This is a genomic window from Sporolactobacillus putidus (assembly GCF_014647035.1).
Taxonomy (GTDB): Bacteria; Bacillota; Bacilli; order Bacillales; family Sporolactobacillaceae; genus Sporolactobacillus; species Sporolactobacillus putidus.
In genome coordinates this window covers 1-19776 of sequence record NZ_BMOK01000017.1, presented here as the reverse complement: position 1 = coordinate 19776, position 19776 = coordinate 1, and the positions used below count along the sequence as shown (strand labels likewise).

General features: G+C 48.3%; 21 protein-coding genes, 8 tRNA genes and 2 other annotated features. All 29 genes read right to left on the bottom strand.

Annotated elements, in window-relative coordinates:
• Positions 1-78: 78 nt before the first annotated feature.
• The 29 genes from IEX81_RS14760 to IEX81_RS14620 all read right to left on the bottom strand — a co-directional run bounded on the left by IEX81_RS14760 (position 79) and on the right by IEX81_RS14620 (position 19708).
• Entirely contained in the window at positions 79-675 is a 597-nt protein-coding gene (locus IEX81_RS14760; protein WP_188804685.1) for a class I SAM-dependent methyltransferase, read from the bottom strand.
• Positions 676-833: 158 nt separating this feature from the next.
• Positions 834-1196, bottom strand: a complete 363-nt coding sequence (rplL, locus tag IEX81_RS14755; RefSeq protein ID WP_188804683.1) for a 50S ribosomal protein L7/L12 — start codon at positions 1194-1196, stop codon at positions 834-836.
• Positions 1197-1271: 75 nt separating this feature from the next.
• Positions 1272-1769: a 50S ribosomal protein L10 gene (rplJ, locus tag IEX81_RS14750; protein ID WP_188804681.1), complete on the bottom strand. Its 498-nt coding sequence runs from the start codon at positions 1767-1769 to the stop codon at positions 1272-1274.
• A 61-nt stretch (positions 1770-1830) separates the two neighbouring features.
• Positions 1831-1979: a sequence feature (ribosomal protein L10 leader region), on the bottom strand.
• Positions 1980-2053: 74 nt separating this feature from the next.
• Positions 2054-2746 (bottom strand): 50S ribosomal protein L1, encoded by a 693-nt coding sequence (rplA, locus tag IEX81_RS14745; RefSeq protein ID WP_188804678.1) that lies wholly within the window; start codon positions 2744-2746, stop codon positions 2054-2056.
• A gap of 172 nt (positions 2747-2918) precedes the next feature.
• Positions 2919-3344, bottom strand: a complete 426-nt coding sequence (gene rplK / locus IEX81_RS14740; RefSeq protein ID WP_188804676.1) for a 50S ribosomal protein L11 — start codon at positions 3342-3344, stop codon at positions 2919-2921.
• A 208-nt stretch (positions 3345-3552) separates the two neighbouring features.
• Positions 3553-4089, bottom strand: coding sequence for a transcription termination/antitermination protein NusG (gene nusG, locus IEX81_RS14735; RefSeq protein WP_188804674.1), 537 nt, complete (start codon positions 4087-4089; stop codon positions 3553-3555).
• Positions 4090-4137: 48 nt separating this feature from the next.
• Positions 4138-4335, bottom strand: a complete 198-nt coding sequence (gene secE, locus IEX81_RS14730) for a preprotein translocase subunit SecE (protein ID WP_188804673.1) — start codon at positions 4333-4335, stop codon at positions 4138-4140.
• 26 nt (positions 4336-4361) lie between these two features.
• Positions 4362-4520 (bottom strand): 50S ribosomal protein L33, encoded by a 159-nt coding sequence (gene rpmG / locus IEX81_RS14725; RefSeq protein ID WP_373292390.1) that lies wholly within the window; start codon positions 4518-4520, stop codon positions 4362-4364.
• Positions 4521-4735: 215 nt separating this feature from the next.
• A complete protein-coding gene (gene sigH, locus IEX81_RS14720) occupies positions 4736-5386 on the bottom strand; it encodes an RNA polymerase sporulation sigma factor SigH (protein ID WP_188804670.1) in 651 nt (216 codons plus the stop codon).
• Positions 5387-5460: 74 nt separating this feature from the next.
• Positions 5461-5970, bottom strand: a complete 510-nt coding sequence (locus IEX81_RS14715; protein WP_188804667.1) for an NYN domain-containing protein — start codon at positions 5968-5970, stop codon at positions 5461-5463.
• Between the two features lie 5 nt (positions 5971-5975).
• On the bottom strand, positions 5976-6713 hold the full coding sequence (rlmB, locus tag IEX81_RS14710) for a 23S rRNA (guanosine(2251)-2'-O)-methyltransferase RlmB (RefSeq protein WP_188804665.1): 738 nt from the start codon (positions 6711-6713) through the stop codon (positions 5976-5978).
• Entirely contained in the window at positions 6710-7132 is a 423-nt protein-coding gene (locus tag IEX81_RS14705) for a Mini-ribonuclease 3 (RefSeq protein WP_188804663.1), read from the bottom strand. Before IEX81_RS14705 ends, rlmB begins: the two co-directional genes overlap by 4 nt.
• Positions 7129-8529, bottom strand: a complete 1401-nt coding sequence (cysS, locus tag IEX81_RS14700) for a cysteine--tRNA ligase (protein WP_188804661.1) — start codon at positions 8527-8529, stop codon at positions 7129-7131. Before cysS ends, IEX81_RS14705 begins: the two co-directional genes overlap by 4 nt.
• Positions 8526-9191 (bottom strand): serine O-acetyltransferase, encoded by a 666-nt coding sequence (gene cysE, locus IEX81_RS14695; protein WP_188804659.1) that lies wholly within the window; start codon positions 9189-9191, stop codon positions 8526-8528. The genes cysS and cysE overlap by 4 nt, the downstream gene beginning before the upstream one ends.
• 69 nt (positions 9192-9260) lie before the next feature.
• Positions 9261-9478: a binding site (T-box leader), on the bottom strand.
• A 68-nt stretch (positions 9479-9546) separates the two neighbouring features.
• Positions 9547-11028, bottom strand: a complete 1482-nt coding sequence (gene gltX / locus IEX81_RS14690) for a glutamate--tRNA ligase (protein ID WP_188804777.1) — start codon at positions 11026-11028, stop codon at positions 9547-9549.
• Positions 11029-11091: 63 nt separating this feature from the next.
• Positions 11092-11568 carry a 2-C-methyl-D-erythritol 2,4-cyclodiphosphate synthase gene (gene ispF / locus IEX81_RS14685; RefSeq protein ID WP_188804657.1) on the bottom strand — a complete coding sequence of 159 codons (477 nt, stop codon included), beginning with the start codon at positions 11566-11568 and terminating at the stop codon, positions 11092-11094.
• Positions 11546-12259: a 2-C-methyl-D-erythritol 4-phosphate cytidylyltransferase gene (ispD, locus tag IEX81_RS14680; RefSeq protein WP_188804655.1), complete on the bottom strand. Its 714-nt coding sequence runs from the start codon at positions 12257-12259 to the stop codon at positions 11546-11548. Before ispD ends, ispF begins: the two co-directional genes overlap by 23 nt.
• A 47-nt stretch (positions 12260-12306) precedes the next feature.
• Positions 12307-13413 (bottom strand): PIN/TRAM domain-containing protein, encoded by a 1107-nt coding sequence (locus IEX81_RS14675; RefSeq protein WP_188804653.1) that lies wholly within the window; start codon positions 13411-13413, stop codon positions 12307-12309.
• A 128-nt stretch (positions 13414-13541) separates the two neighbouring features.
• Positions 13542-14951 (bottom strand): DNA repair protein RadA, encoded by a 1410-nt coding sequence (radA, locus tag IEX81_RS14670; protein WP_188804651.1) that lies wholly within the window; start codon positions 14949-14951, stop codon positions 13542-13544.
• A 137-nt stretch (positions 14952-15088) separates the two neighbouring features.
• Positions 15089-17536 carry an ATP-dependent protease ATP-binding subunit ClpC gene (clpC, locus tag IEX81_RS14665; RefSeq protein ID WP_188804649.1) on the bottom strand — a complete coding sequence of 816 codons (2448 nt, stop codon included), beginning with the start codon at positions 17534-17536 and terminating at the stop codon, positions 15089-15091.
• 648 nt (positions 17537-18184) lie between these two features.
• On the bottom strand, positions 18185-18643 hold the full coding sequence (locus IEX81_RS14660) for a CtsR family transcriptional regulator (RefSeq protein WP_188804647.1): 459 nt from the start codon (positions 18641-18643) through the stop codon (positions 18185-18187).
• A gap of 347 nt (positions 18644-18990) precedes the next feature.
• Positions 18991-19063, bottom strand: a tRNA-Ala gene (locus IEX81_RS14655).
• A 23-nt stretch (positions 19064-19086) separates the two neighbouring features.
• Positions 19087-19160 (bottom strand) — tRNA-Pro (locus IEX81_RS14650).
• Positions 19161-19163: 3 nt separating this feature from the next.
• Positions 19164-19240: transfer RNA gene (locus tag IEX81_RS14645), tRNA-Arg, on the bottom strand.
• Between the two features lie 15 nt (positions 19241-19255).
• A tRNA-Leu gene (locus tag IEX81_RS14640) sits at positions 19256-19344 on the bottom strand.
• Positions 19345-19364: 20 nt separating this feature from the next.
• Positions 19365-19439, bottom strand: a tRNA-Gly gene (locus IEX81_RS14635).
• 20 nt (positions 19440-19459) lie between these two features.
• Positions 19460-19534: transfer RNA gene (locus IEX81_RS14630), tRNA-Lys, on the bottom strand.
• 21 nt (positions 19535-19555) lie between these two features.
• A tRNA-Thr gene (locus IEX81_RS14625) sits at positions 19556-19628 on the bottom strand.
• Between the two features lie 7 nt (positions 19629-19635).
• Positions 19636-19708, bottom strand: a tRNA-Val gene (locus IEX81_RS14620).
• Between the last annotated feature and the right edge of the window lie 68 nt (positions 19709-19776).

Below are 19776 nucleotides of genomic sequence, written 5' to 3'. Positions count from 1 at the left end.
CCCAGAAAAAGGGAGTTCTATACCGACAACTACACCGATGTTAGCATTAAAACATAATATCACAGTAGTATTTTAAAGTCAATTCTTTTTTGCACAAAAAACAAAATAGCCCTTCTTTTTCGCGACAACGTTGACTGTTTCAAAGATTGACTGAAGGGCCTTCAGTGCCGAAGGAGCCCCTTGCTTCTTTTGAATAACCGTCCATAATTCCCCCTTGCTCTCGAGAAAATCATACCCATCGGAAAAAATCTGATGGACAATTTTTTTTCCAGCGCGAATCGGTGGGTTGGTGACAATTGCGGCGAACGGTCCATCGATCTGTTCGAATAAATTACTCTGGCACACCTTTGCCCTGGCCTGGTTGACCCGGACGTTTTCTTCGGCAAGCGCAACTGCCCGCTCATTTATGTCAGCCATCATTACCTGACGTCCCGGAAAGGATTTTGAAAGAGCAATCCCGATCGGCCCGTATCCGCAGCCCATATCCAGAATATCGCCGGGTATCTCGGGCTCCCTGAAGGTGTCAATCAGCAATCCAGAGCCAAAATCAATGCCTCTTTTCGAAAAAACCCCGGCGTCTGTAACAAAAGTAAGCGTTCTGCCTCTCAATTGCAGGGTCACGCTTTGGCGGTGGCTCGCTGCCTGAGGGTGCTGTGAATAATAGTGTTCGCTCATAGATAACTCACCTTAAAAAGAATAGTAAAAAACGAAGGGCATCCGAACGAAGCGGGTGTGCTCTCCGTTCGGGCAGCGGTTTTGTTCATGTCTGTAAAATTGTTTACCTGTTTCAAGAAAAATAAAAAGCCCGCGCAAGCGCGGGCTTGAATCCGAACTTATTTCAGTTCGACCTTTGCGCCAACTTCTTCAAGCTTGCCTTTGATTTCCTCGGCTTCTTCTTTAGCAGCGCCTTCTTTGACAGCCTTAGGTGCGCCGTCAACCAATGCCTTTGCGTCCTTCAGACCAAGGCCTGTGATTTCACGGACAACTTTGATAACCTTGATTTTCTGCGCACCGGCTTCAGCAAGAATAACGTCGAATTCCGTTTTTTCTTCTTCTACTGCGGCACCTGCACCGGCCGGAGCAGCAACCTGAGCAGCAGCAGTTACACCAAACTCGTCTTCAATTGCTTTTACGAGATCGTTCAGTTCAAGAACAGACATCTCTTTAATAGCGCCAATGATATCTTCTTTAGTCATTGAAAATAATCCTCCTTAAATTCGTTTGCTTTTTTATCGTAAACCATTTTTTCCAGGACCGGCCAGGCCGACGAATCAGGCTTCTTTCTGTTCGGCAACCGCCTTGAGTCCGATCGCAAAATTGCGGATCGGCGCCTGAAGAACGTTGGCCAGCATCGACAGAAGTCCCTCTCTTGAAGGAAGTTCTGCGAGCGCCTTGATTTCCTCAACCGTTGCCGCTTTTCCTTCGATCACACCGGCCTTGATTTCCAGCGCCTCATGATCTTTTGAAAAATTGTAAAGCACCTTTGCCGGAGCAATCACGTCGTCCTTACTGAACGAGACTGCCGTCGGGCCTTCAAGTGCGCCGTCGAGTTCGGTCAGATCCGTCAGCGCGGTCGCACGGCGTACAAAGGTATTCTTGTAAACCTTGTAATCAACGTTGGCTTCACGCAGCTGTTTACGGAGTTCCGTGACTTCCGCAACAGAAAGTCCGCGATAATTCACAACAATTGTCGCAACACTTTCCTTTAATTTTCCGGCGATCTCATCAACAACCTGTTTCTTTGCTTCAAGTATTTTTTCGTTGCTCATTGTTCCTGATACACCTCCCTGTCCCCGTTTTCCGTATCCAGAAGTTTTGTTTCACCGCTATAGGTTCAATAAAAAACCCTCAAGCCGATTGACATGAGGGTACGCATCTATCCAACGCAAAAAGGGTTATCAAGAATTTGCAAACCTCGGCTGGGAAAAATTAAGCATTGAACATGCCCCTGCTGTCTACGGTAATCAATGATTTAATTATAATGAACATCAGTCATTATATTGAGTTTCTGTCCTGCTGTCAACCTTGCAAGGAACGCGTCTTCACAGACCGATTATCTGGCTGCAGCCGTCGAAACCTTGACGCCGGGTCCCATCGTCGATGAGATCGCGATGTTTTTCAGGTAGGTTCCCTTTGCGGCGGCCGGTTTTGCCTTGACCAGCGTTTCAATCAGGACCTTAAAGTTTTCAACCAGTTTGTTGTCCTCAAAAGAAACCTTGCCGATCGGAACATGAACGTTGCCGTCTTTCTGGGCACGATATTCCACTTTACCGGCTTTGATTTCTTTGACTGCCTTATCGACATCAAAAGTAACCGTTCCGGTTTTCGGGTTCGGCATCAGGCCTTTCGGACCGAGTACCCGGCCGAGACGGCCGACCTGGGCCATCATGTCCGGAGTAGCAACAACGACATCAAAATCAAACCAGCCTCCGCTGATTTTTTCAACGTATTCCTGCTCGCCGACATAATCCGCTCCTGCGGCTTCCGCTTCTTTGGCTTTATCGCCCTTCGCAAAGACGAGCACACGCTGCGTTTTTCCCGTGCCGTTCGGCAGCACGACCGCGCCGCGGACCTGCTGATCGTTCTTTCTCGTGTCCACGCCAAGCCGGACGGCTACGTCCACCGATTCATCAAAGCCGGCTGAAGCGACTTTTTTCACAAGGCTGACGGCTTCTTCAATATCGTAAGCTTTCGAACGGTCGATTGCTTTTGCAGCTTCAAGATATTTTTTTCCTTTTTTGGCCATTGTAATTCCTCCTTCGTGGTAATAGCGGTTTGTATTAGACCTCCCACCGATCTTAAAAAACGTTTCAGCCGCCTGCTGCATCCGTATTATACTGTAATCCGCCTAGACAGAGGGCTTTCTTAAAGTATAAAACAGAAAGATGCGGACAGAAACCGCAAGCTTCTTGGCGAAATCAGTCTTCGACAACAATGCCCATGCTGCGGGCTGTTCCTTCAACCATGCGCATTGCCGCTTCAACGTCGGCCGCATTCAGGTCCGGCATTTTCAGTTCAGCAATCGCGCGCACTTTGTCCCGCTTGATTGTCGCGACTTTTTTCGTATTCGGCGTACCCGAACCTGATTCGATACCCGTTTCTTTTTTCAGAAGAACAGCCGCAGGCGGCGTTTTCGTAATAAAAGTAAACGACCGGTCTTCGAATACGGTGATTTCAACCGGAATGATCAAACCCGCCTGATCGGATGTACGCGCATTGAACTCCTTGCAAAAACCCATAATGTTAACGCCCGCCTGGCCCAGTGCCGGACCAACCGGCGGAGCCGGATTTGCTTTACCTGCCGGAATCTGCAATTTTACTAACTTGACTACTTTTTTTGCCATGAGAGCACCTCCCTGCAACAATTTGTGGTACGGGATATTCCCTCCCACTCTTTCATAAAGCCTCTATGGCCGTTTTCAATCTTCGTACCCTACGATGGTGAGATCGTTTCAAATCATACAAACATCAAGATTATACATTCGTCGGCGGCAAATTGCAAGATCAGGAAAAAATCACCTGTCTCTTCCATGCCTCGCCGGTCACCGTTCGTCAATCAATTTTTTTAACTTGATCAAAATCCAGTTCAACCGGTGTCTCCCGCCCGAACATATTGACATGCACCTTAAGCTTGCTTTTTTCCTGATCAATACTTTCGACACTGCCGATGAAGTCCGCAAACGGACCCTCCTTAACCTTGACTTGTTCTTTAAGTTCGAAGTTAACATCCGCAATACGTTCTTTAAGACCCATCTGCTTCAGAATTGCGTCCACTTCCTCCGGGAGGAGAGGGATCGGTTTAGAGCCCGCTCCTGTTGAACCGACAAAACCCGTTACCCCCGGGGTATTGCGGACCACATACCATGAATCATCAGTCATGATCATTTCCGTCAGCACATAGCCGGGAAAAACCTTTCTCATGGCCGTTTTTTTCTGTCCGTTTTTCATTTCCGTTTCTTCTTCCATAGGAACGAGAATCCGGAATATTTTATCGGCCATACCCATTGACTCAACTCTTTTTTCCAGGTTAGTCTTGACCTTGTTTTCGTAGCCCGAGTATGTGTGAATAACATACCAGTTCTTTTCCATAACTTTCTTCCTCCAAATTATTGGTCCGTCAAACGATACGGCGAACAGTCATCGATTTGTGATCAGGTGCATCAGCTGCGAAATGCCTAAATCAACAACAACGAAAAAAACGGATAAAAACACCACTGTGACGATAACCGTGACCGTGTATTTAAAAAGTTCAATGCGCGTCGGCCAGCTTATTTTCTTTGTTTCGGTGATGATACTGCGAAAAAATTTCCCGGTCCCTTTGATGATGCCTGACATCCTCTGCAATACCTCCGTCTAAAATTCTACTTCGTTTCCCGGTGCAATGTGTACGCATTGCAGGTTTTACAATATTTATTCAATTCAGCCCGATCTGTATTTTTGTCCGCTTTTTCCGTTATCGTATAGTTTCTTGAATGGCAGACTGAGCAGGCAAGAACGATCTTTTTTCTCAAGGCATGCACCTGATTCTACAGTTAAATAAGTTCAGGCGGTTTGTCTCCCGCTCCGCTTTCTTTCTTCGATCATGCTTATGCGTCCCCACATTAAAAAGAAAGGCGTTCAACAGCCTCTCTGATCAATGAATTTATACTGGGTTGAATATAGCACATGACTCCGGGCCTGTCAATAAAGCGCATGCAGAGCTGCGATCTCTCGATGCCCTGTCCTGTTATAACGGTTATAAGCTCAGTTCCTTCAGTTGCATGCAGTGTTCCAGTTTTCTCTTCACACGCTGAAGCGCATTATCAATCGATTTCACATGGCGTTTCAAATCGGCGGATATTTCCTGATAGGAACGCCCGTCGAGATACTGGTTCAGCACTTTACGTTCCAGATCGCTCAAGATCCGGGAGAGTTTTTCTTCTATATTGTCGTACTCTTCCCGGCTGATCAGCAGCTCTTCCGGATCACTCGACTGAGTTTCGCAGACGACGTCGAGCAGTGTACGGTCCGACTCTTCATCATAAATTGGCTTGTCAAGCGAAACATAAGAATTTAAAGGAATGTGTTTCTGCCGTGTTGCCGTCTTGACCGCAGTAATCATCTGACGGGTGATACAGAGTTCTGCAAACGCTTTAAATGAAGCCGGCTTGTCCCCTCTGTAATCGCGGATGGCCTTGAAGAGACCGATCATCCCTTCCTGAATAATATCCTCACGTTCGGCACCGACGAGAAAATAAGCTTTCGCTTTCGCACGCACAAAATTCTTATATTTAAAAATGAGATACTCCAAGGCTTCTCCATTACCATCATGAACCACTTTCAGTATTTTTTCATCATCAAGTGAGCGAAACACTGCCATATCAGCCCTTACCGGATCGTAACTCATTTTTTTCCCCCCGAGCTCATGATGCCTTTTGTAGAAATATTATACAGTAACAAAATTCAAATCGTCAAGAAAATTCAAAAACCTCTTCTCATCTTTTCCAGCTTCGCCCGTGTCTCTTCGTCAATCTGGATGACTGACCGCTTGCCCTGTGGCTGATCGTTCATTGTCGTTTTGCCAATCTGGCGATCTATTTTTCTGATTTCTTCGATCAGCTCCCTTGACGGTTTCCGAAGGGCGCCCTGAGAAAACACCGCCCACTGCTCCGCCATATCTGAAGTCGCGACGTGAATACGCGTCTTCACATTCTGTAACTTTCTGATCAGACCTTCTATTTTTTGATCCGCCTTTTCGTTTTTTTTTGTATAGATGACCTCGACCGTTGACTGCTTTGTTTTCGTCTCCTTGCCGGGTATCAGATAGGCATCAAAAATAATGATGACACGGTAGCCTGTCACCGCCTGATACTCTGCCATCTTATTGATCAGCAGATCCCTTGCGCTCTCGAAATCCTTTTCCCGCAATTCCTTCAGTTCATTCCATGCACCGATCACATTATAGCCGTCGACAATCAGGATCTCGTTCATCGTGTTCACCTTTGCTGCCCGCGGTGCCTGAGCACTTCATACATGAGCAGGCCCGCTGCAACCGAAGCATTCAGCGATGTGACTTTTCCCCTCATCGGAATGTTGATCAGAAAATCGCACTTTTTTCTCACCAGCTGCGACATGCCGCTTCCTTCATTGCCAATAACCAGGCAAAGCGGCAGGGAGTAGTCTGCCTGACGGTAATCCTCACTGCCGTCCGCAGCCGTCCCGGCGAACCAGACCCCCTGTTTTTTCATGGCGTCCATTGTATTAGCCAAGTTGGACACGCGCACAACCGGAACGTACTCAATCGCGCCCGTTGACGCTTTGGCTACAACCGAAGTCAATCCGACCGAACGACGTTTCGGAATGATGACACCGTGGCAGCCGGAAGCATCCGCCGTTCTCAATATGGAACCCAGGTTGTGCGGATCCTCAACATTATCCAGCATCAGAAAAAAGGGGGATTCCCCGCGCTGCTTCGCAAGATCGAACAAATCGGACAGCTCTGAATAGCGGTAGGCGGCAACTGAAGCCACAATACCCTGATGCTGGGCGGACCGGGACATCTGATCGAGCTTTTGTTTCGGAACAAACTGCACGGCGATTCCATTTTCTTTGATCAGTTCAAGAAGCTCGCTAAATCCCCGCCCTTCTTTATTCAGCCACACTTTATTGATTTCTCTACCGGATCTGATTGCCTCCGACACGGGATGGCGCCCGACGATCAATTCATCGTTCATGGATTCTCTCCCCCTTCAACCGGGTGATTGACAAACATCTTTTTCATGATTTCCTCAATTCTATCTTTGCCCCCGGTAAAATAAAGATAACCGATCAGCGCTTCAAATCCCGTGCTGAAATTGTAAGTCTGTACATCCGTATTCCTCGGGACGGAATGCGATTTGGCGTTCCGTCCGCGCCTGACGATGCTCAGCTCATCCTCAGTCAGAAAACCTTCTTCCATCAATTCATGGAGAAACCTCGACTGTGCCCGCGCGGATACATAATCCACAGCCAGAGCGTGCAGCAGATGTGGCTTTGCAGCGCCGCCGCTAATCACGGCCTCACGGACATAGACTTCAATGATTGCGTCACCCATATAAGCCAGCGCGAGACTGCTCATCTGATCCGGGGCCGCCTGTTTTTTGGCCATGCTCATTCCCGTCCTCTTTTCCAGCGTACGCCCTGCGGCGTGTCCTCCAGCACAATGCCGGCTTTTTTCAGTTGGTCCCTTATCACATCGGCCAGTGCAAATTGTTTGTCCCGCCGTGCCGCCTCACGTTTCTCAATCATGGCTTCCACATCGCTGTCCAGAATACTTTCGGTTTGATCTTCAAGTTTCAGCCCGAGGACATCAGAAAGTTCAAAGAGTATCTGCCGGTATGAAAAAAGCAGTGCCGGTTTTGTGTCCGCGCTCTGCAGAGCAATATTAGCGTCCTTTGCGATATCAAAAAGAACGGAAATGGCATTCGCCGTATTAAAGTCGTCGTCCATCGCTTCAATGAAGCGCACTCGGTAACTCTCCATCTTCTCATCGAAGCCATCCGTCTGTCCGGCAAAATCTTTCAGGCGATGATCAAGATTGTAAAACACGGTCTTCAGCCGCCCGAATGCCTGAACCGCGTCATTCAGCAATTCGTCGCTGAAGTTAATAGGGTGGCGGTACTGAACGGTCAAAATAAAGAAGCGGACAACAAGCGGATCGTACTTTTTGATCAGGTCGTGAACAAGAATGACATTGCCGATGGATTTCGACATTTTCTCGTTGTTAATCTGGATATGACCGTTATGCAGCCAGTAATGGGCCATTGCGCAGTGATGCAGCGCTTCAGACTGCGCAATTTCATTTTCATGATGCGGAAAAACGAGATCGGTTCCGCCCGCGTGAATATCGATTGTTTCACCCAGATATTTCTCAACCATGGCCGAACATTCGATGTGCCAGCCCGGACGTCCTTCCCCCCAGGGGCTCGCCCATTTAATCTCTCCCGGTTTGGCCGCCTTCCATAAGGCAAAGTCGAGCGGGTCTTCCTTGTTTTCCCCAATTTCAATCCGGGCGCCCGATTTCAAATCGTCGACGGATTGGTGCGAGAGCTTTCCGTAATCTTTGAATTTTCTTGTCCTGTAGTAAACATCCCCGTCAGCGGCGTAGGCAAAACCCGTATCGATCAGCTTACCGATAAACGCGATGATTTCAGGCATGGTTTCTGTCGCACGAGGATTGATCGTCGCTTTCTTGACATTTAAGGCGCCCACATCAGCGAGAAAAGCTTTAATAAACTGATTGGCAATTTCCGGCACAGATTGATGACGCTCCTGTGACGCATGAATCAGCCGATCATCGACATCCGTAAAATTGGATACATAGTTCACATTATACCCGCGGAATTCAAAATAACGGCGAGCCGTGTCGAAAACTACGGCAGGACGCGCGTTTCCGATGTGAATGTAATTGTAAACCGTCGGTCCACAGACATACATCCTGACCTTACCTTTTTCTATTGGAACGAATACCTCTTTTTTTCTTGTCAGTGTGTTATAGACCTTCAGAGTCATTCTGTTTCACTCTCCTTCTGACTTGGTTCTTTCAATTTCTGAATTTCCTGGCGCAGCCGTTCGATTTCTTCCTCCAGCTGTTCGATTTTGTCGGCGACGGGATCCGGCAGATCCGTGTGATTCAGATCGTGATGGTGCACTTTTCTGCCGTTCTGCCTGACGACACGGCCGGGAATGCCGACCACTGTCGAATCCGCCGGAACATCGTGCAGCACGACCGAACCTGCGCCAATCTTGGAATGGTCTCCGATGGTAATGGATCCGAGCACCCTCGCTCCAGTGGAGATCAGAACATCGTTGCCAACCGTCGGATGCCTTTTTCCTTTTTCTTTGCCTGTTCCGCCAAGAGTCACCCCTTGAAAAAGTGTGACGTCATTACCAATCTCGCATGTCTCTCCGATAACAATGCCCATGCCGTGATCCATGAAAAAGCGACGGCCGATCTTTGCTCCCGGATGAATTTCAATGCCTGTCAGAAAACGGGTAAATTGCGAGAGCACACGGGCGAAAAAGTAGAACTTTTTCTGCCATAGCCAGTGAGCGACCCGATGCGCCCATATCGCGTGCAGACCGGAATACGTCCAGATCACTTCCCATCTGCTTCTTGCAGCAGGATCCTGATCAAACACATTGTTCAGATCTTCGGCAATTATATTCCGCACAGCGGATTCACCTCCAAATCATGATTATCCATTCAGGACAGATTAAAAAGGCGTCTTTGTGTCGTCCGACACAAAGACGCCTTAATGACGCGGTTCCACTTTGTTTGAGAGTAGTCCTCTCCACTTAAACCGATAACGGCTGCCGCCGTTTCCGCCTACTGAACCGTTCAGCGGAAAACTCAGAGGGGCAATTCAGCGATTTTCCTGTCTGAACGGTTTTCAGCCGGATGACCGTTCTCTCTGTCCAAGAAGGAAAAATCCTTACTCAACCTCTTCAACGCTTTTTCTGTTTTCTTTTACACGTTATGCGGAATCATGGATAATCGCCATTCTCCGCAAACTGCAAGGGAAGCTTTCAGACTGTTTTCTGCATGTTCAGATAGTGTTCCATCCGCTCGATAACAATGTCCCTGCCGAGCAATTCCAGTGCCTCCGGCAATTCAGGACCGTGCGCCGAACCTGTTGCAATCACACGTATCGGCATGTACAATTTCCAGCCGCGCTGCTTGGTTTCTTTCTGTGTCACTTTGATCTTCGGGTTAATGGCCTCTGCCGTCCATTCCGTCAGGCTTTTAAGTTCCCGATTGAACACTGTGATCACTTCATTGACCTGTTCGCCTGCAAGAATTTTCTCCTCATCTTTACTCAGATTGTCCAATTCTACTTCTTTGTTAAAGAACATTTCGGTCAGGTTGACAATTTCCGCACCGTAATGGAGCTGTTCCTGATAAAGGAGAACAACGCGCTTTGCCCATTCCTCCTGTTCAGGGGTCATCTGTTCCGGAACAAGTCCGGCTTCGATCAAATACGGAACAGTGAGCTTCACATAATCTTCTGCCGAAATTTTATTGATGTACTGTCCGTTCATCCATTCAAGCTTGGACTTATCGAACATTGCAGGGGACTTGCTCAGCCGGTTTGCGTCAAACAGCTTGATAAAGTCTTCGCGTGAAAAGACCTCTTCTTCACCCTTCGGCGACCAACCGAGCAGCGTGATAAAATTGAACAGCGCTTCAGGCAGAAATCCCATGTTTTTATACTGTTCAATAAACTGGACAATACTGTTGTCCCGCTTGCTTAATTTCTTATGATTTTCGTTGACAATCAGCGTCATATGTCCATAGGTAGGTGCCTCCCAGCCGAATGACTGAAAAAGCATAATCTGCTTCGGCGTATTGGAGATGTGTTCTTCTCCGCGGAGGATATGAGTCATCTTCATTAAATGGTCATCGATAACAACGGCAAAATTGTATGTCGGTACGCCATTCTGTTTAACAATGACAAAGTCGCTGACATCGTTTGTGTTGAACGATACATGGCCCTTTACAATGTCGTCAAAATCAATTTTCCGGTCTGCCGGCACCCGGAAACGGATCGTCGGTTTTCTGCCTTCTGCTTCAAGCTGCGCTCTTTGCTCTTCAGTCAGATGACGGCACTTTCCTGAGTAACCCGGCGTCTGGCCGTGAGCCATCTGTGATTCGCGTTCAGCCTTAAGCTCTTCTGCCGTACAGTAGCATTTATAGGCCAGACCTTTATCCAGCAGTTCCTGCCAATATTTTTTATAAATATCCAGCCTCTCCATCTGCCGATAAGGACCGTATTCACCGCCCACATCAACACTTTCATCCCATTCAAGCCCAAGCCACTTCAGATATTTCAGCTGGCTTTCTTCCCCGCCTTCAACATTTCGTTTCTGGTCGGTATCCTCAATACGAATGACAAACTTGCCCCCTGCATGGCGGGCAAACAGATAATTAAAAATTGCGGTACGCGCATTGCCAATATGTAGGAATCCGGTCGGACTCGGCGCGTAGCGTACCCTGACTTCATTGGTCACTGATTTCACCACTTTCCGTTATTCTTCTACATTTTAACACGGATAACGCTTGCCGGCTCAACTTCATTCAACTTTTTCCAGAAGGCAGACAGCTTCAGCGGCAATTCCTTCTCCTCGTCCTGTAAAACCCAGTTTTTCAGTAGTCGTCGCCTTAACATTTATTCTATCTTGATCTGTTTTCAAAACGTCGGCAATCGTCCGGCGCATCTCCTGTATATAAGGGGCGAATTTTGGTTTCTGCGCAATCACAACACTGTCAATGTTCCCGACATCATACCCTTTGGCACGGACAATGGACATCACTTCCGCCAGAAGCACTTTTGAATCGGCGTTTTTGTAGGATTCGTCCGTATCGGGAAAATGTCTGCCGATGTCTCCTTCACAGACGGCTCCGAGGAGCGCGTCGCTGATTGCATGAAGCAGAACATCCGCATCGGAATGACCTGCAAGCCCCAAATTATAGGGAATGACAACGCCCCCTACAATCAGTTTTCTATTACCCGCAAATTGGTGAACATCAAACCCGTGGCCTATTCGCATCTGCCTTCTCCTCTTCCTGAACAAACTTTTCCGCAATGATCATGTCTTCCGGTGTGGTCAGCTTGATGTTGCGATAGCTGCCTTCAACAACTTCCACCGTCTGACCCAGCTGTTCAACGAGTGAAGCGTCATCCGTTACCTTAAAATGCCGCACTCTGCCTTCACGATGCGCCTGCATAATCACGGACATGCGAAAAGCCTGCGGGGTCTGTGCCGCCCACAAGCTCTCGCGTTCCAATGTTTTACTCACACTGTGACATGCTACCTGTTTTATTGTATCTTTCACACGGACAGCCAGAAGTGCCGCACCGCAACGGTCTGCGGCTTCGGCGACTCTCGCAATCTGATTCCTAGTGACAAACGGACGGGCACCGTCATGAACCATGACAATCGTTTCCTGAGAGTCCCCTAGTTTAGCCAATCCATTGTAAACACTTTCCTGGCGTTCTCTTCCGCCTTCCGCCAGTTCGGTCACTTTGTTTATGTGGTATCTGCGGATCAATTCACAAAAAGTTTTCCTCTCGGATTCTTTGATCACGAGAACAACACCCGTACAGTCGGGATCTTGTTCAAAAACGCGAAGGGTATAAATAATAACGGGAATTCCGTGTAAAGTAAGCAGGACTTTATTCATCTCCGCTCCCATACGCGTACCCTGCCCTGCCGCAACAATCACCACTTGATAATTCATCTGCTAAGCCCCCGGATACAAGCCGCCCTGTTTCCATTCGATGAAAATCAAAGCGCTTTTTCAAGCAATTTGGGTTTGGCAAAGATCATTCTTCCTGCCGACGTCTGCAGCACACTGGTTATGATCACTTCAATGGTTTTGCCAATATACCTATGTCCTTCTTCTACCACAATCATTGTACCGTCGTCAAGATACCCGACACCCTGATTCTGTTCTTTCCCGTCTTTAATGACCTGTACCCGCAGTTCTTCCCCGGGGAGAACAACCGGCTTTACTGCATTTGCCAGGTCGTTGATATTCAGAACGGGAACACCTTGAAACTCGCAGACTTTATTTAGATTAAAATCGTTGGTTACGACAATACCGTTCACTTCTTTTGCCAGCCGGACGAGTTTACTGTCCACTTCCGTGATGTCGTCATAGTCGCCTTCATAAAGGTCGACGTGAATCGAATGGTCTTTCTGAATTTTATTCAGAATATCCAGTCCCCGCCGCCCGCGGTTTCTTTTCAGAACATCTGACGAGTCTGCGATATGCTGCAGCTCTTCAAGAACGAAGTGCGGAATGACCATTGTTCCTTCCAGAAATCCTGTCTGACAAATATCTGCAATTCTTCCGTCGATGATCACACTGGTGTCAAAAATTTTGTAAGGACTGATTCCGTTCGGCCTTTGCAATTCCGGACGAGCATCTTTCTTTCGGTCCCTTGACCGGGTCGGCAAGTGAAAAAGGTTCAGCAGTTCGTCACGCTTCTTAAAGCCGACCTGGAAAAAGAAATAGCCTAAAAAAACATACACAAAGATCGGAAGCACCGTGCTGATCCCGGGAATGTTCAAACTTTCCAGAGGAAGCTGTATCAGAAAAGCGATCACGAGTCCAAAGACAAGACCGATCGTGCCAAATACAACATCGGTTACCGGAGCCTTTATTATTCTGTCTTCAAACGATTTAATCAAATCTGCCAATGAGTCCACAAACCAAAAAGTTAAGAGAGCTAAAATCACAGCACCGATGACCATCCCTGTAAATGGAGAACCGATCCAGTTCGGAATACCGCTTCCAAGATTTAATAGCAGAATTATTTTTGGTATATAGACAAACCCCAAAGTACCACCTAATAGAATAAAAAATAGCTGAATCAAACGTTTCAACATATTCAATCACCTCCTCTAAGCATTATAGACAAAATGACAAAATCAAAACTTGGTTCTGCCATTATGTTTGCTTGAAAATATTATCCGTTTCAAAACCAATGGTCTCTTTGAAAACTCATCCGCCATGTTTAATAATCGGACGGAAAGAATTCAGATTCAGGTACGATGCCTTGCGGACCGCCCAGTGCAAGATCGATGGCCTGGGAGAGCGAGGCAACACCGACGAGGCTCATTCCCTTCGGTGGGGACCACCCGTCCTGATTTTTCTCCGGAATATAGGCTCTTGAAAAACCTAGTTTATATGCCTCGTTCACCCTCTGCTCAATGCGCGAGACACGCCTCACTTCACCGGTCAGACCCACTTCGCCGATAAAAATATCCGTAATCTTTGTAGGCTTGTTGCTGAAACTTGAGGCTATGCTGATCGCTGCTGCCAGATCGGTTGCCGGTTCATCCAGCTTGATTCCGCCAGCGACGTTAATATAAGCATCCTGATTCTGAAGCAGCAGACCGACCCGCTTTTCCAAAACGGCCATCAGCAGTGAAATGCGGTGGTTGTCCATACCCGCCGCCATTCGGCGCGGATTACCGAAACTGGTTGGTGTAACCAGGGCCTGAACTTCGACGAGCACAGGACGGGTCCCTTCTATCGCAGCAACTACCGCGGACCCCGCTGCACCCTTTGTCCGCTCCTGCAGAAAGATTTCAGAAGGATTGGCGACTTCACTCAGCCCCGATTCTTTCATTTCGAAAACACCCATTTCATTCGTTGAACCGAAGCGGTTTTTAACCGCCCTTAGGATACGAAATGTATGATGGCGTTCTCCTTCAAAATATAAAACGGTATCCACCATATGTTCCAATGTCCTCGGTCCGGCAAGCGCGCCGTTTTTGGTGACATGCCCGACAATGAAAACCGCTATGCCGCTTGTTTTTGCTAGCCGCATCAATTCCCCGGTACATTCTTTAATTTGTGAAATGCTTCCGGGGGCCGAAGACATCTCAGAATTATAAATGGTTTGGATCGAATCAATGATCATAATTTCCGGTTGGACATCCTGAAGATGCGCCTCGATCCGGTGAATATCGGTTTCCGCGAGCACATACAGGCAGTCCGAAACGATCCCCAGCCGCTGGGCCCTCATCTTTGTCTGGCGCAGCGACTCTTCGCCTGATATATAGAGGACCTTGCGCCCGCTTCGCGCCAGCTGATCGGAAGCCTGCAGGAGAAGGGTTGATTTGCCTATGCCAGGGTCTCCGCCGACAAGCGTGAGTGAGGCAGGCACCACTCCGCCCCCCATCACGCGGTTGAATTCTTTCATGCCGGTCAGTATTCTTGGTTCTTCTTCTAATACCACATCCGTGAGCAGAGAAGGTTTGCTGTCCTGTGTCCGCAAAGAACCTGCCGCAGGTGCGGCAGGCCGTACCGTTTCCTCAATCAGAGTATTCCAGTTCTGGCAGCCCGGACAGCGCCCCATCCATTTCGGACTCTCATAGCCGCATTCCTGGCAGACAAAAACCGTTTTTGTTTTTGCCATTTAATAATCACCTTTTCAGTCCCGTTAGGGTAAGAATAATCTGGCTTTTTTTATAACACACAAAGAAGCCAAGGCTTATAGATCACTTTGGCTTCTTCTCAGCGCGGCAGATCCTGAACACCCACGAAGATCATGCCTCAGGATTTTGCCACGGCTTCTTCTTTCTTGCTTACCGCATATTCTCCGTCTTTGTAATCGATAACGACATTTGTCCCCTTTGCAATATTACCTTTCAGCAGCTCTTCGGACAACTTGTCTTCGACGCGCCGCTGAAGTGCACGTCGAAGCGGCCTTGCCCCATATTCCGGATCGTAGCCTTCTTCGACAATTTGCGCTTTCGCCGCATCGGTCAGTTCGATAACAATCCCCTGGCTTGACAGACGGTGTTTCAGATGTTCTGCCAGCAAAGAGACAATTTCCAACAACTGAGGTTTCGTCAATTCATGGAAGACGATAATCTCATCGATTCGGTTGAGAAACTCCGGCCTGAAAGCACGTTTTAAGGCACTCGTGACTTTATCTTTCATTTCTTTGTACTCATGATTTTCCCCGCCTACCGAGAAGCCGACATACTTATTCCGCTTCAGCTCACTCGCACCCACATTGGATGTCATAATAATTGCCGTGTTTCGGAAATCAACCGTTCTCCCTTTGGAATCCGTGAGGCGTCCGTCGTCCAGCACCTGAAGCAAAATATTGAAGACATCGGGATGCGCTTTTTCAATTTCATCGAAAAGAATAACCGAATAAGGTTTCTGGCGGACTTTTTCCGTCAGCTGCCCTCCCTCTTCATGGCCGACATATCCCGGAGGAGAGCCGACGAGCCTTGATGTTGTGTGTTTTTCCATGTACTCGGACATGTCGATACGGATGATCGCTTCTTCATCGCCAAACAGCGTTTCGGCAACCGCCCGCGCCAGCTCGGTTTTGCCGACGCCTGTTGGCCCGAGGAAAATGAACGAGCCGATCGGCCGCTTCGGATCTTTCAGGCCGGCCCTTGCTCTCCTGATCGCGTGGGAGATTGCTTTAATGGCTTCATCCTGCCCCACAACGCGCTTGTGAAGGATATTTTCCATCTGGAGCAAACGCTCGCTCTCTTTTTGTTCAAGCCGTACAACCGGAATGCCGGTCCAATTGGCTACGACAAGAGCCACGTCGTCAGGCAGAACCTGGGTATTCTCCTTCCCCTGCTTCTCTTTCCATTCCTTCTCGCTGACCTCTACCTGTTCCTTCAGCTTCTGCTCACTGTCGCGCAATGAAGCGGCTTTCTCAAACTCCTGGCTCTGTACGGCTGCATCTTTCTCTTTTCTGACCGCTTCGAGCCTCTGCTCCAGTTCCTTGAGATTCGGCGGAGCCGTGTATGATCGGAGACGGACTTTCGAAGAAGCTTCATCAATCAGGTCGATCGCTTTATCGGGAAGATACCGGTCAGAAATATAACGGTCGGAAAGCCGGACGGCTGCAGTAATGGCTTCATCGGTAATTTTGACCCGATGGTGCGCCTCATAGCGGTCGCGCAATCCCTTCAGTATCTGAATGGACTGTTCTTTGGTCGGCTCCTTGACCTTGATCGGCTGAAAGCGTCTTTCCAGTGCGGCATCTTTTTCAATATACTTGCGGTATTCGTCAAGCGTTGTCGCTCCGATACACTGCAGTTCTCCGCGCGAAAGCGACGGTTTTAATATGTTCGACGCATCAATGGCACCTTCAGCACCCCCGGCACCGATCAGCGTATGCAGCTCGTCGATAAATAAAATAATATTCCCGGCTTGACGGATTTCATCCATAACCTTTTTCAAACGATCCTCAAATTCGCCCCGATATTTTGTTCCGGCAACAACTGTGCCCATATCAAGCGTCATAACACGTTTGTCACGGAGAATTTCCGGTACTTCATTATTAACAATTTCCTGTGCCAGTCCCTCTGCAACCGCTGTTTTACCAACCCCCGGTTCACCAATCAGGACAGGATTGTTTTTCGTCCGGCGGCTCAGTACCTCAATTACACGCTCAATCTCCTTGCTGCGGCCGATTACAGGATCCAGACTCCCTTCACCGGCCATCGCGGTCAGATCCCGGGCCAGGCTGTCGAGCGTCGGGGTGCTGGCATGTGCCGTGGTTCGCCCCTGTGCCCCGCCGGACGTCGCCTCGTGGCTTCCAAGCAGCTGCAGAACCTGCTGTCTGGCCTTATTCAGGCTGACGCCAAGGTTGTTCAGCACACGGGCAGCCACTCCCTCGCCTTCACGAATAAGGCCCAGCAAAATATGTTCTGTTCCTACGTACGAATGGCCGATTTTTCTCGCCTCATCCATTGACAACTCGATGACCCTTTTCGCTCTCGGCGTATAGTGAGGTGTTTGAACCGTTTCGTTCCCGCGGCCGATTAAGGCTTCTACTTCTTTCTGAATTTTTTCAGGACTGAGATTCAATGCCAGAAGAGCTTTAGCAGCAATTCCGTCACCTTCACGGACAAGACCGAGCAATATGTGCTCAGTGCCGATATTGTTGTGCCCCAGCCGCATGGCCTCTTCCTGAGAAAGCGCCAGCACCTTTTGAGCGCGTTCCGTAAATCGTCCAAACATCATAATTGTGGCCTCCTTTTAATCGTACTCTCGGTTCACCGACCCGCGGCAATAATAGGCCCGCGGTGTCTTTCAAAATTCTCTCTTACCTATAAATTATTCAGTTGAGTGTCTCTTTGATAGTGGCGACAGGCCGGTCACACTGCCCCCAGAGGCAATATTCACTCAATTGCTCCTGTTTTGTCTATTGTAGTGAACCTATTATAAATCTTCAACTTTTATCGCTTAATCATCCGTTTGATAAAATTTTTTGGGGCCCTACTCTAATAGGACTCTCTTTCCGATCACGACGGACAATAAAGGCGCGATTCAGATTCCAAATGTACCGGAACCCTTTTGTACGAACAACGGAGCATTCGGCACATATCACTATTTCGCCGTACAGCTCATGAATTCCTCTTTCTTGCGGTGAAACGGGCAATCATCCAAAAACAGGCAGCGTGTTCCTTCTCGCGCTCTGACACTGCATGGAGCCGTTCATGACGTTTAATTCGCCGTGCCGAACGTTTACTTTGTATCAACGGACCGTGCAGAGTCTTTATTATTGCCGATCCATATGCTTTTTACTAAATCAGTCCCCGGTGTCCTGCCGACAGGACAGCAAAAAACATTTTTGAAAGTTTCCGGATTTTTTTATGGCAGGTCGCCATTTCAACGCTTATACGTCAGCGACTGAAGCATGGCTTTTAAAATATTCGCACGCATTTCGTCTCTTAAAGGGACACCCAGATCAGGAATTGTCTGGTCGACGGCGCTGATCATCAGTCTTGCTTCACGTTCACTGATTACCTGCTCTTCAAGCAAATGGATGATAATCGATTCACCCATATTTTCCGCCAGTCTGTAGCCGATCAGGCCAATCATCTCGTCAATTAACTCCGCATCCGTAACCGGCCGCACTTTAATGACCTGAATGTATCCGCCTCCTCCGCGTTTACTTTCGACTACATAACCTCTTTCGATAGAGAAACGCGTCTTCAATACATAATTTATCTGCGAAGGAACGCATTGAAATTTTTCTGCCAGTTCGCTTCTCCTCAACTTGATAATGTCACTCGAATCCAGAATTTCTTTTATATATTTTTCAATTATATCAGATATGTTCCTCATCGGAGGCATCTCCTCCCTGACTTTGACTAACTTTGACTATAATTTAATTATGCATGATATCCGCCAAATAATCAACCTTCCTATTTGACGGGCCCGGCACAGCAGTGAAGGGCGGAGACGTTTCAATACGCGTTTCATCCTGTGCCGTTTTGAAACCCGGTCCGGTTGTCAGAAAAACCCGCTCCTGCCCTTGACCAGACGTGGGTTGAACCTGTGCCATTTTGGGATGAATTTTTTGACACTTCAATAATAAAAAAACACGGTGCCCTCAAAACTAAAAGGCACCGTTCTCCTGAGCTCAGCCGCGGATGATCTGATCCGCCTGTTTGTCAGAATTCCTATTCAAGTGGAGCCTAGGGGGATCGAACCCCTGACCTCCTGCGTGCAAAGCAGGCGCTCTCCCAGCTGAGCTAAGGCCCCATTAAAAAAAAGCAAAAAAATGATCGGGAAGACAGGATTTGAACCTGCGACCCCCACGTCCCGAACGTGGTGCTCTACCAAGCTGAGCCACTTCCCGATATGGTGCGCCCTAGAGAACTCGAATCCCCAACCTTCTGATCCGTAGTCAGACGCTCTATCCAATTGAGCTAAGGGCGCAAAAAACAGAATAAGTGGTGCCGAGAGCCGGACTCGAACCGGCACGGTAGTCACCTACCGCAGGATTTTAAGTCCTGTGCGTCTGCCAATTTCGCCACCCCGGCGTAGCACAAATCAAAATAAATGGAGCGGAAGACGGGATTCGAACCCGCGACCCCCACCATGGCAAGGTGATGTTCTACCACTGAACTACTTCCGCATCATGGTACAATTGATAAATGGTGAGCCACGAAGGATTTGAACCTTCGACCCTCTGATTAAAAGTCAGATGCTCTACCCCTGAGCTAGTGGCTCGCAAATTAATTAAAATAAAAATGCCGGTCAGAGGACTTGAACCCCCAACCTACTGATTACGATTCAGTTGCTCTACCAATTGAGCTAGACCGGCATAAAAATGGAGGATATAGGGCTCGAACCTATGACCCTCTGCTTGTAAGGCAGACGCTCTCCCAGCTGAGCTAATCCTCCATATTGCCTGGCAGTGACCTACTCTCACAGGGGGACAGCCCCCCACTACCATCGGCACAGAAGAGCTT

Coding starts and splice junctions, on each gene's coding strand:
- IEX81_RS14760 (WP_188804685.1), bottom strand. CDS start 675: ATGAGCGAACACTATTATTCACAGCACCCTCAGGCAGCGAGCCACCGC.
- rplL (WP_188804683.1), bottom strand. CDS start 1,196: ATGACTAAAGAAGATATCATTGGCGCTATTAAAGAGATGTCTGTTCTT.
- rplJ (WP_188804681.1), bottom strand. CDS start 1,769: ATGAGCAACGAAAAAATACTTGAAGCAAAGAAACAGGTTGTTGATGAG.
- rplA (WP_188804678.1), bottom strand. CDS start 2,746: ATGGCCAAAAAAGGAAAAAAATATCTTGAAGCTGCAAAAGCAATCGAC.
- rplK (WP_188804676.1), bottom strand. CDS start 3,344: ATGGCAAAAAAAGTAGTCAAGTTAGTAAAATTGCAGATTCCGGCAGGT.
- nusG (WP_188804674.1), bottom strand. CDS start 4,089: ATGGAAAAGAACTGGTATGTTATTCACACATACTCGGGCTACGAAAAC.
- secE (WP_188804673.1), bottom strand. CDS start 4,335: ATGTCAGGCATCATCAAAGGGACCGGGAAATTTTTTCGCAGTATCATC.
- sigH (WP_188804670.1), bottom strand. CDS start 5,386: ATGAGTTACGATCCGGTAAGGGCTGATATGGCAGTGTTTCGCTCACTT.
- IEX81_RS14715 (WP_188804667.1), bottom strand. CDS start 5,970: ATGAACGAGATCCTGATTGTCGACGGCTATAATGTGATCGGTGCATGG.
- rlmB (WP_188804665.1), bottom strand. CDS start 6,713: ATGAACGATGAATTGATCGTCGGGCGCCATCCCGTGTCGGAGGCAATC.
- IEX81_RS14705 (WP_188804663.1), bottom strand. CDS start 7,132: ATGAGCATGGCCAAAAAACAGGCGGCCCCGGATCAGATGAGCAGTCTC.
- cysS (WP_188804661.1), bottom strand. CDS start 8,529: ATGACTCTGAAGGTCTATAACACACTGACAAGAAAAAAAGAGGTATTC.
- ispF (WP_188804657.1), bottom strand. CDS start 11,568: ATGCGAATAGGCCACGGGTTTGATGTTCACCAATTTGCGGGTAATAGA.
- ispD (WP_188804655.1), bottom strand. CDS start 12,259: ATGAATTATCAAGTGGTGATTGTTGCGGCAGGGCAGGGTACGCGTATG.
- IEX81_RS14675 (WP_188804653.1), bottom strand. CDS start 13,413: ATGTTGAAACGTTTGATTCAGCTATTTTTTATTCTATTAGGTGGTACT.
- radA (WP_188804651.1), bottom strand. CDS start 14,951: ATGGCAAAAACAAAAACGGTTTTTGTCTGCCAGGAATGCGGCTATGAG.
- clpC (WP_188804649.1), bottom strand. CDS start 17,536: ATGATGTTTGGACGATTTACGGAACGCGCTCAAAAGGTGCTGGCGCTT.
- IEX81_RS14660 (WP_188804647.1), bottom strand. CDS start 18,643: ATGAGGAACATATCTGATATAATTGAAAAATATATAAAAGAAATTCTG.